The organism is Noviherbaspirillum phoenicis (assembly GCF_047237965.1).
GTDB lineage: Bacteria > Pseudomonadota > Gammaproteobacteria > Burkholderiales > Burkholderiaceae_D > Noviherbaspirillum_A.
Genome location: NZ_JBDFLX010000002.1, coordinates 433,578 through 448,305 on the forward strand (window position 1 = coordinate 433,578; position 14,728 = coordinate 448,305).

The window sequence follows — 14,728 nt, forward strand, 5'->3', positions numbered from 1 at the left end:
GGTCATACACCTGCTGAATGTACGTAGAGGGCCGTTGCCTGTTCGCCTTCGGTTAGCAGAGAGGATGACTGCGCTTGTCGATAGCGCTGCAAGCGATGCCGGCCTCGACCGCGGGAACGCGACTTTTACCGGAGTGCTGAAATAAACGGCAAAAGTTACGCACAAAATCCGTGGGTAAGCTTGTGGATATCTTGGGTGGATAAATCATATGTCGTTGATTTTGAAAAAGAAAATTGGTGTGCTCAAAAATCGTCGCAAGCGACTTGTCCACAGCCATTTCCTCCGGACCATCCACAACAATTGAATGCGGGTAATGCAAAGGATCTGCACACATCAGTCCACTTTCCGGCGGGAAATTTTGTCGCCAGCCCGGGTTGAGACCGATCAAGGCAGGAAGCAGGGGCCGTTTTAGTCTGGTTGCGCTTCCTCCGACAACGAAGGCACCGCGTGGCGCGGCCGGGCAGGCGGTCTGGTGGAGCAGAAGGGAGGAACGCGATGGAAAACGCAGGCCAGATTGCATCGAACATGTTTGCGATGGTGCTGCATCGCCCCGGCGAGCCGCTGCGGGGCGAATGGCGGGATGTGCCTGTGCCGGGACCGGGGCAGGTGCTGCTGCGCGTCGGCGCCTGCGGCGTCTGCCGTACCGACCTGCATATCGTCGACGCCGAACTGCCGCCGCACAGGCTGCCCCTGGTGCCCGGCCACGAAATCGCCGGCATAGTGGTGCGGGCGGGCGAGGGCGTGGATGCCTCGCTGGTCGGCCGGCGCGTCGGCGTGCCCTGGCTGGGGCATACCTGCGGCGTCTGCGACTTCTGCCGCATGCACCGTGAAAACCTGTGCGACCAGGGCCGCTTTACCGGCTATGACATCGACGGCGGCTATGCGCAATACACGGTTGCCGACGCCGCCTACTGCATTGCCCTGCCCGACGCGTATGACGATATCGAGGCCGCGCCGCTGCTGTGTGCCGGCCTGATCGGCTTCCGGGCCTATTCCATGGTGCAGAAGGAAGCGGCGCGCATCGGCATTTACGGATTTGGCGCGGCCGCCCACATCCTGACCCAGCTTGCCCTGCAGGACGGCCGCGAAGTGTTTGCCTTTACCCGTCCCGGGGACAGCCGCAGCCAGCAGTTCGCGCGCTCGCTGGGCGCGGCATGGGCCGGCGATGCGCTGCATCCGCCGCCGGCAGCGCTGGACGCCGCCCTGCTGTTCGCACCCGACGGCGCGCTGGTGCCTGCCGCACTGTCCCACGTGCGCAAGGGCGGCGACGTGATCTGCGCCGGCATCCACATGTCCGACATTCCCGCCTTCCCCTATGCCCTGCTTTGGGGAGAGCGCCAGCTGCGCTCGGTTGCCAATCTGACCCGGCATGACGGGGAAGCGTTTTTCCAGCGCGTTGCCCGCCGCCGCATTCACACCAGGTCGGTGCCGTTTCCCCTCGACCGGGCCAACCAGGCGCTCGATGCCCTGCGTGCCGGCGCCTTCGATGGCGCGGCCGTGCTGGTGCCGCCGACGGGACAGCGTTAAGGCATGCATGGGACGCTGGCGGTTAACGGCGTGGGCTATTGCATTAAGGGAAACGTTTTTGTTCTGAACGGCTGCGTTAACCCGGCCTTTTATTGATCCATTCGCCGGTTCCGAACCGCGAATCCCAGTTTTATGGTGCACTGCAGTATATTAAAGGCGCGAGTCGAAATGCCCATAGCATGGTACTGTTTCGTTTCCGCGCGGCCAACATTGTTACGCAGTCCACAGCACACCATGAGTTTCCTGAACCTTGATCTGAATCTTCTACGGGTATTCGACGCGGTGATGACCGAGTTGAATCTTACCCGCGCAGCCGACCGGCTCGCCACCACGCAGCCGGCGGTGTCCAATGCGATCAAGCGCCTGCGCGCCGTGGTGGACGATGAACTGTTCGTCCGGACCGCCCATGGCGTGAAGCCGACGGCACGCGCCGAGGATCTGCGGCCGGCCGTACGGCTGGCGCTGGCAACGCTGGAAGCCGCGCTGGGCTCGGAGCCCAGGGACCTGTCCAATATCCAGAAAACCCTGCGGCTGTGCATGGCCGACTCGACCGCTTCGCTGGTGCTGCCGCCGCTGATCAGGCTGGTCAAGGACGTCGCGCCCAGGCTCACGCTGCAGACCCTGCCGCTGTTGAGCCGCGACCCGCGCCCGGCGCTGCTGCGCGGCGAAATCGACCTTGCGGTCGGTTCCTTCCCCGGCATCGTGGCCCAGCTGACCACCGACCAGGAAGTGGAGTCGGGCGTCTGCCATGCCGCGCTCTACAGCAGCGAATATGTCTGCATCATGCGCCGGGGACACCCGCTGGCGGAGCGGGAAATGACCCTGGACGAGTACTGCGCAGCCGACCATGTGCTGGTCAATTTCTCGGGGCGCCTGCAGGGGCAGGCGGACAAGATCCTGGCGGAGATGGGGCGCGAGCGGCGCGTGATGCTGACCGTGAACCAGTTCGCCACCGCGGGCCAGATCGTCGGCTCCTCGGACCTGCTCTCCATCATGCCGGTCCACCTGATCGACCTCTGCAGGATGGAATCGGTGCTGGTCTCCAAGCCGCTGCCATTCGTCCTCCCCGGTTTGAAGATCGACATGCTGTGGCATGAGCGCGATGCGCGCGACCCGGCGCTGAAATGGGTCCGCTCCACCCTGCAGGCGGTGACTTCCCCGGATGCCAGGCTCAACATGGAGCAGGCCGCAACGGAGCCCGCGCTGCAGCAGCAGGCGCAGACCGAGACCGCGGACGCCGCCATCCAGTAAGGCAGGCGGCGCGGCGGGCTGCCGCATGGAAGCAATGTTTGTCCATGCGCAACGGCAGCGCGGCATGGAGGCGCAACGAAGGCGGGAAAGCAGGGTCAGACCACGCATCTCCTGTTTGCCGGGCTGTCCATGAATCCATCCGATGCATCTGTCTTGCCGCAAGACCTTTCTCCATCCGATCGACGCGCTGGCAGGCGCACCTTCCTGAAATATGCGGGCGGCATCGCGGCCGGCATGGCGCCGCTTGTCGTGGCGCAGGCACAGGGACAGGCCTCCGGCGGGCCTGCCAGGGTCGACTTCCCGCCCGACCATGCGCAGTCCGAAGCGCCTGAAAAGATGCCCGAACCCAGCCTGCCGCCGTCCGAGCGCATCGGTTATGCCGTGGTGGGGCTGGGCAGGCTGACGGTCGGGCGCCTGCTGCCCGCGCTGGCCAAATGCAAATACTCCCGGCTCACCGCGCTGGTCAGCGGCGACCGCGCAAAGGCGCAGAAGCTGGCGCAGCAGTACGGCCTGTCCGAGCAGTCCATCTACGACTATCGCAGCTTCGACCGCATTGCCGACAATCCGGATGTGCAGGTCGTCTATATCGTGCTGCCCAACAGCATGCATGCCGAATTCACGATACGCGCCGCGCGGGCCGGCAAGCACGTGCTGTGCGAAAAACCGATGGCCAACAGCGTGGCCGAATGCCGGCAGATGATAGAGGCCTGCCAGCAGGCGCGGAAAAAGCTGATGATTGCCTACCGCAGCCAGTATGAGCCGCTGGCCAGGTCGCTGCTGAAGATGGCGCGCGAAAACAGGCTGGGGCAGCTGAAGGAATTCATCTCTGCAAACTCGCAGAACATGGGCGACCCGGGCCAGTGGCGCCTGAAGAAGGCGCTGGCCGGTGGCGGGCCGCTGCCCGACGTCGGCATTTATTGCATCAATGCGGCCCGTTTCCTCTCGGGCGAGGAACCGGTCGAGGTGCTGGGCAGCATGCGCAACAATCCGGCCGACCCGCGCTTCAAGGAAGTCGAGGAAAGCGTGCAGTTCACCCTGCGCTTTCCGTCCGGCTTCAGTGCCACCTGCAGCAGCGGCTACAACAGCCACAAGTCGCAGTTCCTGCGGCTGCAGGGCACGTTGGGCTGGGCCGAACTCGATCCCGGCTATGCGTACGAAGGCAACCGGCTGCGCTACGGCCTGCTGGAAAACGGACGCGAAGTGATCCACGAGCCGTCGATCGCCGCCTCCGACCAGTTCATGCTGGAAATCGATCACATGTCGCAATGTGTCCGGCAGGACCGCCAGCCGCATACGCCGGGCGAAGAGGGCCTGCAGGACCAGCGCATCATCGAGGCAATCTATGCTTCCGCTCAGGCGGGGCGGGTTATCAGGCTAGACACGCCCGGCAATACCCGCGGCCCGGAGCCGCAGCAGGAACCCTGAAGCAGGATAGCCGCGGCGCGCTTCAACGCTAACGGTGGGCCGTGACGCCGACCTGCCGGCACATGTCGCGCACCGGACAGGTCGAGCAGTGCGGCAGCTTGCCGGTGCACACGTGCTTGCCGAATGGCACCAGCAATTCATTGATTTCAATCCAGTGTTGCGGCGGCAGCGTCGCCTCCAGCGCCAGCAGGGCCTTCTCTGGCGTCGCCGCGCTGATATAGCCCCAGCGCGCGCTGACCCGATGCACATGGACATCGACGCTGATGAAGGGCGTGCCGCAGGCGATGCCCAGCACGAGATTGGCGCACTTCGGACCGACGCCCGCGAAGGACAGCAGCACCGAGCGGTCACCGGGAAGGACACCACCGAATTCCTCGTCCACCTGCCGCGCGATTGCCAGCATCTGGCTTGCCTTGCGCTCGTGGAAGGTGGAAGGGCTGATCAGCGCATCGAGCTCATCGTAGCCAAGCCGGGCGACATCGCGCGGCGTGCGGACGCGCTCGAACAGCTTGCGCGAGACGGGAAGGGTCACCTCATCGTAGGTGCGTATCGAGATGATGCAGGCGAGCAGCTGCTCGAAGGTGGAACGGTATCCTTCGTCAGCCAGCTGGAACAGCGCCGCCTTCGGCCATGGGCGCACGGCGGCGCGTATGCGCTCCAGCGCAACACCGACATCGAATGCCTTTTTCTCCATGCTGCCGATCTCCTACCTATCCATGGCGACCTATTCCGGCGGCCGGCGCCGCCCGCCACGGGAAGCCATGCGCATTTCCGGTATAGCTGTCGCGGTTTATGCAGGTGTTGCGCGGAAACACGGTTGTGTCCTTTTCACCGCTGCCGTCCTCTTTTTTGCGTGGATTCGCAAGCATAGGTTGAGAAAAATCCACAAAGCAACAAATTTCCATATGGATACACCTGGAATCCCCGATAATTCATACTTTCGGCCTATCGGGCGCACCAACAGATACGAGTTATGGCAGAGCTGGCTACCGACGATTACGAAACATTATTGCAATTCCTGTATCGGACCCCGATCGGTCTGATGCAGACCGCCAGCAATGGCGACGTGGAAATGCTCAACCCGATGGCGTCGCGCCTGCTGATGCCGCTGGCAAGGCAAGGCAACCTCGACAATCTTTTTACGGTCATGGAGCCTTATGTTCCGCAACTGCGGCAGATGATCCGCGACTTTGCACCGGCTTCCGGCATCGTTTGCGAGGCGGTGAAAGTCGAGCTGGGCATCGGCCTGCCACAGGAACGGGCGCCCACCGTCCTCGCGCTGAGCGTTCTGAAGCTCGACAACGCGCGGCTGATGATCTCGCTGACCGACGTCACGCTCGAAATGCGGCGCGAGCAGGACCAGCTTGCCCGCGAACTCAGCCATGCGGCGCGGATCGACGCGCTGACGGGCATACCGAACCGGGTCGAACTGATTGAACACCTGCAGTCGATGTTGGACAGCGGTCCGGCGGCGGCGCGACGCGGCGCAGTGCTGTTCCTGAACTGCGACCGCTTCCGGCAGGTCAACGACATGCTAGGCACGGCCGCCGGCGACGATATCCTGAGGATGATGGGTGAGCGGCTGCGCACCGCCTTGCGCCAGCATGCGCTGACCGATGCCGAAGCCGTGGGAACCGGCGACCTGGTCGCCCGGATCGGCAGCGATGAATTCGTGGTGGTGGTGGAGGGCGTGCGTACGCCGGACCTGGCCGAACGCGTCGTGCAGCGGCTGCTCAAGGCGCTTGCCGTGCCTTACACCGTGGGCAGCAAGCAGATCGTCTGCCATTTCAGCATGGGCATCGTGATTCTGGACGGGCAGTCCAGCGGCGCGGAACGCATGCTGCAGGATGCCAGCATTGCCATGCGCGAGGCCAAGCGTTCAGGCGGCGCGACCTACGTGCTGTTCGACCACGCGATGCGCGGCCGCGCTGAACACAGGGGCGACATTGAAGTGGCGCTGAGGCGGGCACTGGCGGAGAACGAGCTGTTTGTCGTCTATCAGCCCGTGGTGGGCTTCCGGCCGGATGGCGTCATCGAGCAGGCCGCCGGTGTCGAAGCCCTGGTGCGCTGGCAGCACCCGGTGCGCGGCCTGGTGCCGCCGGTGGAATTCATCGGCATTGCCGAGGAATCCGGGCTGATCGGCGCGCTCGGGCATTTCGTTCTGGCGACCGCGTGCCAGGAATTCATGCGCTGGCAAGCCGAACTCGGGTCACGCGCGCCACGCAGGCTGGCAGTGAACCTGTCGCGGGCGCAGCTGGCGCAGCCGGATCTTGCCGACAGCGTGGCTGCGGTCCTGCAGGCGACCGGCATGCCGGCCGGCATGCTCCAGCTGGAGGTGACGGAAAGCCTGGCGGCGCAGGACGCGGAAGTGCGCGACTGCCTGGTGAAGCTGCAATCCCTGGGCATACAGCTGGCGCTGGACGACTTCGGCACCGGTTATTCCTCGCTCGCCTGCCTGCACCAGATGCCGGTGAATACCGTAAAGATAGACCGTTCCTTCGTCTGCCACGCCGACACCAGCATGCACCACCGGGTGCTGATCGAGGCTACCGTGATGGTGGCCCACAGCCTGGGCATGGACACGGTGGCTGAAGGCATCGAGACCACGGCCCAGGCTGCCGTCGTCATGCAGCTCGGTTGCGACAAGGGACAGGGCTACCTGTACGGCAAGCCCATGAAAGCGCGGGAACTGGCTGCCTGGGCGCTTGAAGACCTTGCGGCTGCGCCGGTGCCCGGTTGACGCCTCGGTCCATCGGTTGAATGTCGCCCGCCCGGCCGTTGCGTTCGACCCGGCTGCATGCCGACAGGGCGGCATTGGACAGTGCCGGCGCTTCGGTGCATCGACCCCAATCAGCGTAGAATCACGGCTTTTTGCCGGCCGGGCAGGGGATGTGGATGGTTAAGTGGAGCGTAGTGAAGTGGGATAACGCAGGCGGGATGCAATTGCTCGCGACTGCGCCGATTGCCGCCGGCGAGGAGATCCTGCGCGAAAAGCCCCTGGTGGCGGTGGCCGGCAGCGACCTGGAACTGGGCAGCCCGGCCTGGGACCTGACCCACCGGCTCATTGCCGATACCCGGCTGCGCGACGTCTACTATGCATGGCAGCAGCGCAGCACCAACGCGCATGAGAGCAATCGCCAGGACCGGGAAATCGAGCGCCTGATGGCGCGGCGCTATGGCTTGCCGCCAGCCATGGTCGGCAAGCTGCATGCCGGCGTCGGCGCTTATCAGGTCGGCTACGGTCCCGGCGAAGGCGAGCACCTGGGACATGGCCTCTACCAGACGCTGGGCCGCGTCAACCACTCCTGCGATCCGTCGGCCGAACTGACGCTGATCGACGGCGCCAGCGGCGAACAGGGCCTGCGCGCGCTCAAGGACATACAGCCCGGCCAGGAAATCACCAGAACCTATATCGACGACGCCAGCGGTTTCCTGGGCCGTAATTTCCTGGTGCGCAACGTGACGCTGGTCAGCCGCATGGGCTTCGTGTGCCGGTGCCCGCGCTGCCACAGCGAGCGTCCGCAGGATCTGAAGAACGTCAATCTCCTGCAGTTCTTCAAGTCCTTCCTGAAGGAGCAGGCCGAAAAGGAAGCGATGAAGGCAGCCAGCCAGGGGCCGGCCAAGCATTGACGGCGCCGGCGCCGCGCGGCGGCCCGATCCGGTCAACATGGGCGCGATCCGTGCGCCCTTGTTGGCTGGGCAACGGCATCGCTCCGGAAAATCAGGCGGCTGGCCACGGGAATGAGGCCTGGCCCTGCTCTTCTGCGCCTGCTCAACGCCTTGGCGTCTGCGCGGCTGCGTTACTGTCCAGAGCAACTAGAATGGGCAGCAATCACAAGGCTGCCTTCACCCTGTGCGCAACCAGCTTCCTGACCGGTTGACTCGACCTGCAACGTTCAGAGGCGAAGGCGGTTAGACCAAGCTTCATTCCTATGGGAGTCCGACAAGATGCGAACCCGCAGCCTGCTTTCCTCCGCTTTGATTGGCGCCGTGGCGAGCGCACGTTCAATGACGCCCATGGCCGCCATTGCGGCAGCCCGCCTTGCGGGGCGTCGCACAAGCGGGGAACTGCTCCTGCTCGATCACCCTCTGGTCAGATCCGGCGCGCTGGCCATGGGGGTTGGGGAACTGTTCGGCGACAAGATGAAGACCGCGCCTGACCGCACCGTATTTCTGGGACTGCTGGCGCGTGTGATGAGCGCCGGGATCGCCGGCGCGGCATTGGCGCCGCGTGGCAGGGAGCAGGCTGGCGCCGCCGTCGCGGTGGCCGCCGCGGTGCCGCTCGCCTACCTGACGCTGGCCGGCCGCAAGCAGGCAATGGCGCGTATCGGCCAGACCCGCAGCGGGCTGATCGAAGACGCGCTGATCGTTGCCGCGGGGGCCGCTGTCGTGGCGCTTGCCACCAGGTCAAGGAACGATTGAGGCACTCCGGCCCGACGCGCAATTGCCGCGCCGGGCCGATGACGGGCATCGCCGACGGCTACCCATGCCGATGGCAGGCCGGGCGGCCGGTCAGTGGCCGGTGACCAGGGCGCCGTCATCCTTGTCGTGAACGCCAAACCTGCCGACCATCGTGGCGCTGGCCTCGTTCAGGCCGTGCACCTCGACCTCGGCGCCGGCACGCCTCAGCTTCAGCACCACCTTGTCCAGCGCCCCCACCGCGGTGATGTCCCAGAAATGGGCATGGCTGACGTCGATGTGAACCTGTCGGGCGGTCTCGTTGTAGTCGAACGAGTGAAACAGCTGGTCGGACGAGGCGAAGAAGACCTGGCCGCTCACCTCGTACCGGCGCACGCGCCCGCCGTCCTCGACATGCGAACTCACGCTCAGCATCCGGCTGACTTTCTGCGCAAAGAAGACGCCGGACAACAGCACGCCAGTCAGCACACCCTTCGCCAGGTCGTGGGTCAGCACGGTGACGACGACTGTCGCGACCATCACGACGCCCGAGCTGGCCGGGTGCGCACGCAGGTTCCGCAGCGACTGCCAGTTGAAGGTGCCGATCGATACCATGATCATCACTGCAACCAGGGCGGCCATGGGAATGCGGCTTACCCATTCGCCGAGGAAGACGACCAGCACCAGCAGGACAACGCCGGCAGTCAGCGTGGACAAGCGGCCGCGCCCGCCGGAAGTGACGTTGATCACGGACTGCCCGATCATTGCGCAGCCTGCCATGCCGCCGATGAAGCCGGTGGCGATGTTGGCGATGCCCTGGCCGACGCACTCGCGGTTCTTGTCGCTGCGCGTGTCGGTAAGGTCGTCCACGATGGTTGCCGTCATCAGGGACTCCAGCAGTCCCACCACCATCAGCGTTGCCGAATACGGCAGTATGATCCGCAGCGTTTCCAGGTTGAGCGGCACATCCGGCATCAGGAAGGACGGCAGGCTGTCGGGCAGCGTGCCCATGTTGCCCACGGTGCGGATGTCCAGTCCGAGCGCCATCGACAGCGCGGTCAGCACGACGATCGCCACCAGCGGCGACGGTATGGCGCGCGTCAGGCGGGGAAGGCCGTAAATGATGGCCAGCCCGGCCGCGGTCACCGCATAGACATGCCACGTGACATTGGTCAGCTCGGGCAGCTGGGCCATGAAGATCAGGATGGCCAGGGCATTCACGAAGCCCGTGACCACGGAACGCGAGACGAAGCGCATCAGGCGGCCAAGCTGCACCCAGCCGGCACAGACTTGCAGGATGCCCGTCAGGATCGTGGCAGCCAGCAGGTAATTCAGGCCGTGTTCCTTGACCAGGCTGGTCATGACGAGGGCCATTGCCCCGGTCGCCGCCGAGATCATGCCCGGGCGGCCGCCGAAAAAGGCGATCAGGGTCGCGATGGAGAACGAGGCGTACAGGCCGACCTTGGGGTCGACGCCGGCGATGATGGAAAACGCGATGGCTTCGGGGATCAGGGCGAGCGCGACCACGAGGCCGGCCAGAAGATCGTTGCGGACATTGGAAAACCAGTCCTGGCGGATTGTTTGTAGAGACATAGGTATCCTTTCCGCCAACACGAACGGGCGGAAAACGAGTAATTGGGCGCACTGTACGTGCGAGGCGATAGGGAGCGCCGGCATCGACGTCATGGGAGGACGTCGGCAGGCAAGCCAGGGAAGCAGGCGCTAATTAAGGCGGAGTGACCGAGCAGAAATGGCCGCGCGGCAGTCCGGCGCCCGGGAAGGAAGCGGCCTCCAGGCACTTGCGTCGGAAGCAAGCCCTGCCGGCGCTGTCGGGCGCATGCATGTTGCAGAAGGGAAACCTGGCGGAAACGGTCATAGGGCCGCATTTTGCAGCGCAGCATAGTCTCGCGTCAAGGCGTCTTTGCTGTAGCCGCCGATATCGCGCCGGCGTCCGTCCAAACGCCGGCTTCGGGTCGGGGCGGGCCGGCAGGCCAGCCCGAAGTCCATTTCAGCGGCTTTCAGCGGCGCCGCCGGTGTCGCCCTCGTTCCAGAACGATGCAATGTCCGGCGCAATCCGCAGGGCCTGGACCAGGCCTGCCCTGGCGCTGGGCGCGCAGCGCGCCGGGTCGAGCACGTTGTCCGTCATGGCCCGCGTGGAATAGCTGTCGGGAACGACGACGGCGACCCGCGCGCCGCCATCCTGCAGCATGCGCACTTCCGCACGCAGATGGCCGCTGACGGGATTGTCATCCGCATAGCCAAGCGGCGCGATGATCAGCACGCATTGCGCCGGCGCCGCAAGATCGGCATTGCTCAGCGACCGGATGCCGCCGTCCATCCATGCACGGCCGTCGATCGGCACCGCCGGCCATGCGCCGGGGACGGCGCAGCTTGCGGCGACGGCATCGATGAAGTCCACGCCGCTGTCGCGGTCGAAGGTCGCGTGTTGGCCAGTAGCCGTATCGACGGCGACCACGCGCAAGGCGCGCACCGGCCATCCGGCCTGGGGCAAGCGCGCCGAGATAATCTCCCGGCGGTGGGCGAGCGGCACGGTGGCGCTGCGCAGCGCGTGGGCGCCGATGTGCTTGCGTGCTGCCGTCAGGTCGCCACTGACCTTGTCCATCAACGCGCGGTTGCGTGCGTTGGCCTCCTGTTGTGAAAAGGGTTGCGCCTGCTCGCGCGAGCTTGCCGGCGGCGTCAACTGCTGCGCGAGTAGCGTCTCGGCGCCGACGCCGGATGCGAGCTGCGCGCCCACGACCGAGCCGGCCGATGTGCCGATGAAGACGTCGGCTTTTCCGATGTCCACGCCCTGCCGCGCCAGGCCGGCGGCGACGCCGGTGGCCCAGGCGATGCCGGCAACGCCGCCGCCGCCGAGCACGAGGGCGCGCGTCATATCACCTCGGCGTCGGTCAGTGCCGCCACATCCTGGTCGGACAGGCCCAGCAGGCCGCAGTAGATCTCGCGGTTGTGCTGGCCGAGGTCCGGCGCCGGCTCGATCGGCTTTTCCTCGCGGTCGGGAAACTTCGGCACGACGCCGGCCATCTTCACCGGGCCGATCTGCGGGTCCGGCACGGAAGCGATCGTCCCGCGCGCCTGGTAATGCGGATCGTTCATGATGTCTTCGATGCTGTAAATGAACGAATAGGCGAGCTTGGCGTCGTCGAGCGCAGCGCACAGCGCTTCCACTGGCTGACCCTCGATCCATGCGGCCAGCGCCGAGTTGAGTTCGTCGACATGCTGCCAGCGCTGCTCGTGCGTGGCAAAGCGCGGATCGTCCAGCCAGTCGCCGCGGCCCATGGCGCGGGCCAGCCGCTGGAAGCCCGCATCCGCCGATACGGTGAGGATGATGTAGCGGCCGTCGGCGGTGCGGAAATGCTCGCCGGGCGCGGCGGCGAAGTGCTTGTTGCCGCGCCGCTCGCGCACCGTGCCCAGCCTGTCGTAGGCCGGCACCAGGACTTCGGTAAAGCGGATGATGGACTCATACATCGCCAGGTCGATCTGCTGTCCCTCGCCGCCATGGAGGTCGCGGTGATAAATGGCCATCATCAGCGAGAACGCACCCAGTATCGCCGACTGGTAGTCCGCGATCGAGGTGCCGATGCGCACTGGCGGACGATCCGGAAAACCCGTGATGCCCATCAGCCCGCCGAACGCCAGGGCGATGCGGTCGTATCCGGCGCGCTCGCGGTACGGGCCGGTTTGCCCGAAGCCCGAGATGCGCAGCAGGATCAGGCCGGGATTGCGCGCCTTCATCTCGTCCCATCCCAGCCCCCATTTCTCGAGGGTGCCGGGACGGAAGTTTTCCACCACGGCGTCGGCCTGCTCGATCAGCTTAAGCAGCAGCTCCCGGCCTTCCGGCTTGCGCAAGTCCAGCGTGATCGACTTCTTGTTGCGGTTTTCCACGCTCCAGTAAAGGCATTTCCCGTCCACGAACGGGCCGAGGTCGCGCACCGTGTCGCCCCGGCGAGGCACCTCGACCTTGATGACTTCGGCGCCGAAGTCGCCAAACAGCGTGGCGGCGACCGGACCGGCAACCATGGTGCCCAGGTCGATGATGCGCAGTCCGCTCAGCATGTGCGGTCCATGCCCGGCATAGCGCGGCGCGCTCATGACGCTTCTCCCGCGGCGCAAGCCCGAGCGTCGGCGGCCTCTTCGCGTGCCGGCTTCTGCGCCGGATTGCCGCGCATGACGTAATCGGCCAGCCCGGAGTTGCGCGTCATGTGCCAGTAGTCGTCGTTGCGGAAAGGCGTCGGCGCCACCACGCGTCCGCGGGCGTTGCGATACCAGTTCGACATGCCCTTGTGGGTCCAGATCATTTTCGCGTGCGCCTGCTGGACCCGATCGTTATAGGCGTCATGGATATCCTTGCGCACCTCGATCTCGAAATCGCGGCCGTGGCTTTGCAGCGCGGCCTTGAGCAGCGACATCACGTACTGGACCTGGGTTTCGAGCAGCGCGACCACGCTGCCGCCATGTCCGAGCGCGGTGTTCGGCCCGGCCAGCATGAAGAAGTTGGGAAAGCCTGGCGTGGCCACGCCCAGATAGGCTTGCGCACCCTCGGCGTCCCAGTGCTCGCGCACATTGCGGCCGTCACGCCCGATCAGCGTAAACGAGGACAGCAGGTTCACCGCATCGAAACCCGTGCATACCACCAGGATGTCGGCTTCGTGGCGTTGCCCATCCTTCGTGATGATGGCGTCGCTTTCTATTCTCTCGATGCCATCGTTGACGATACGCACGTTGTCGCGCGTGGCGGTACGGAACCAGCCATTGTCCATCAGCATGCGCTTGCCGAACGGCGGATAGTCGGGCAGCACATCGGCCAGCAGCGCCTGCTTGGCGCCAAGCTCCGCCTTCACGTAGTCGATGAAGAATTCGCGATGCTTGTCATTGCGCCGGTTGATGGCGCGCTCGGGATGCGGCCATTCGGGATCGATCTGCAGCGATGCATGGATGCGGTCATTGAAGATCCACGCGAGGCGCTGCCGGTACCATTGCTGATAGAACGGCAGTTCCTTCAAAAGAAAGCGCGCCGTCGGCGGCACCGGTTTCTGGAAACGCTCGAAAGGCGCGGCCCACTGCTTCGATCGCTGGAACACGGTAAGTTGCGCCACCTCGGGCGCAATCGCCGGCACGATCTGCATGGCGCTCGCGCCATTGCCGATAATGGCCACGCGCTTGCCGCGCACATCCAGCCCCTGCGGCCAGCGCGCGCTGTGGAAACACGGGCCTGCGAACGTGTCCAGTCCCTTGATGGCGGGCATCTTGGGCACATTGAGCAGGCCAACGGCGCTGATGACGACCTTGGCCCGCAAGGTCTCGGTGCGGCCCTCGCGGTCTGCCACCGCGACATCCCAGGCCATCGCCTTGTCGTCATAGACGGCGGAGTCGACGCTGGTATTGAAGCGGATGTGAGGGCGCACGCCAAATCGATGGGACACATCGACGAAATAGGCCTGGATCTCCTCGCGCAGCGCGAAATAACGGGTCCAGTCGGCCTTGGCGAACGAGTACGAGTAGATATGGTTGGGCGTATCGACGCCGGCGCCAGGGTAGCGGTTCTCATACCAGGTGCCGCCGACTTCGGCATTTTTCTCGATGACCGTATGGGCAATGCCGGCGCCATGCAGGCGGATCGACGCGCACAGGCCCGCCACGCCGGCGCCGATGACGATCACATGGAAATCGTCCGGCACGTCGTAGCGGCCCTTCTGGTCGATCTCGAATTCCTGATCTAGGCCGAGCCATGCGCCCACCATGGGACCGTATGACGCCGGCACTTCCTCGCCAACGCTGTGGCGCAGCATGTCGACCAGCTGCTCCAGTTCCGGGGCCGGCTGGGCGGCAGGACGGCCAGCCTTCCACGCCAGCACGGCATCGCGGGCGGCATCGCGGACTTCCTGCTGCACGTCCGGGGGCAGGCCTCCGCTGTCATGGTCGTCAATGCCGCGGATATGCGTGCATTGGTAGCGTTCGGACAGCCAGCGCCGGTCGCCTGTCAGGTGCACGAGCACCATGAGCAGCGTGGGCACATTGGCGGAAGGCAGGGCCGCATCGAAGCGCGCGGTCCAGTCTTGTTCGGGGGACGTCGGATTGGTCATCTTTAATCTCTTTTTTCAGGCGATGG

General features: G+C 65.2%; 12 protein-coding genes. 6 read left to right on the top strand and 6 right to left on the bottom strand.

Annotated elements, in window-relative coordinates:
* Positions 1–52: 52 nt before the first annotated feature.
* Entirely contained in the window at positions 53–520 is a 468-nt protein-coding gene (locus ABC383_RS21590) for a hypothetical protein (protein ID WP_413017096.1), read from the bottom strand.
* A gap of 5 nt (positions 521–525) precedes the next feature.
* Between ABC383_RS21590 and ABC383_RS21595 the strand changes: the two genes are divergently transcribed.
* The 3 genes from ABC383_RS21595 to ABC383_RS21605 all read left to right on the top strand — a co-directional run bounded on the left by ABC383_RS21595 (position 526) and on the right by ABC383_RS21605 (position 4,203).
* On the top strand, positions 526–1,527 hold the full coding sequence (locus ABC383_RS21595; protein ID WP_413017396.1) for a zinc-dependent alcohol dehydrogenase family protein: 1,002 nt from the start codon (positions 526–528) through the stop codon (positions 1,525–1,527).
* Positions 1,528–1,761: 234 nt separating this feature from the next.
* On the top strand, positions 1,762–2,778 hold the full coding sequence (locus tag ABC383_RS21600; protein ID WP_413017098.1) for a LysR family transcriptional regulator: 1,017 nt from the start codon (positions 1,762–1,764) through the stop codon (positions 2,776–2,778).
* A 153-nt stretch (positions 2,779–2,931) separates the two neighbouring features.
* Entirely contained in the window at positions 2,932–4,203 is a 1,272-nt protein-coding gene (locus ABC383_RS21605) for a Gfo/Idh/MocA family protein (RefSeq protein ID WP_413017100.1), read from the top strand.
* Positions 4,204–4,231: 28 nt separating this feature from the next.
* Here the strand turns inward: ABC383_RS21605 and ABC383_RS21610 are convergent, their stop codons facing one another.
* Positions 4,232–4,897, bottom strand: a complete 666-nt coding sequence (locus ABC383_RS21610) for an endonuclease III domain-containing protein (protein ID WP_413017102.1) — start codon at positions 4,895–4,897, stop codon at positions 4,232–4,234.
* Positions 4,898–5,176: 279 nt separating this feature from the next.
* Between ABC383_RS21610 and ABC383_RS21615 the strand changes: the two genes are divergently transcribed.
* The 3 genes from ABC383_RS21615 to ABC383_RS21625 all read left to right on the top strand — a co-directional run bounded on the left by ABC383_RS21615 (position 5,177) and on the right by ABC383_RS21625 (position 8,625).
* Positions 5,177–6,943 carry a putative bifunctional diguanylate cyclase/phosphodiesterase gene (locus tag ABC383_RS21615; protein WP_413017104.1) on the top strand — a complete coding sequence of 589 codons (1,767 nt, stop codon included), beginning with the start codon at positions 5,177–5,179 and terminating at the stop codon, positions 6,941–6,943.
* A gap of 197 nt (positions 6,944–7,140) precedes the next feature.
* A complete protein-coding gene (locus ABC383_RS21620) occupies positions 7,141–7,833 on the top strand; it encodes an SET domain-containing protein (protein ID WP_413017106.1) in 693 nt (230 codons plus the stop codon).
* 318 nt (positions 7,834–8,151) lie between these two features.
* Positions 8,152–8,625 (top strand): hypothetical protein, encoded by a 474-nt coding sequence (locus ABC383_RS21625; RefSeq protein ID WP_413017108.1) that lies wholly within the window; start codon positions 8,152–8,154, stop codon positions 8,623–8,625.
* A 90-nt stretch (positions 8,626–8,715) separates the two neighbouring features.
* Here the strand turns inward: ABC383_RS21625 and ABC383_RS21630 are convergent, their stop codons facing one another.
* From ABC383_RS21630 to ABC383_RS21645, 4 genes are all read right to left on the bottom strand, one after another.
* Entirely contained in the window at positions 8,716–10,194 is a 1,479-nt protein-coding gene (locus ABC383_RS21630; protein ID WP_413017110.1) for a SulP family inorganic anion transporter, read from the bottom strand.
* 415 nt (positions 10,195–10,609) lie between these two features.
* Positions 10,610–11,494 carry a patatin-like phospholipase family protein gene (locus ABC383_RS21635; protein ID WP_413017112.1) on the bottom strand — a complete coding sequence of 295 codons (885 nt, stop codon included), beginning with the start codon at positions 11,492–11,494 and terminating at the stop codon, positions 10,610–10,612.
* Positions 11,491–12,711, bottom strand: a complete 1,221-nt coding sequence (locus ABC383_RS21640; RefSeq protein WP_413017114.1) for a CaiB/BaiF CoA transferase family protein — start codon at positions 12,709–12,711, stop codon at positions 11,491–11,493. Before ABC383_RS21640 ends, ABC383_RS21635 begins: the two co-directional genes overlap by 4 nt.
* Positions 12,708–14,702: a flavin-containing monooxygenase gene (locus ABC383_RS21645; RefSeq protein ID WP_413017116.1), complete on the bottom strand. Its 1,995-nt coding sequence runs from the start codon at positions 14,700–14,702 to the stop codon at positions 12,708–12,710. The genes ABC383_RS21640 and ABC383_RS21645 overlap by 4 nt, the downstream gene beginning before the upstream one ends.
* Between the last annotated feature and the right edge of the window lie 26 nt (positions 14,703–14,728).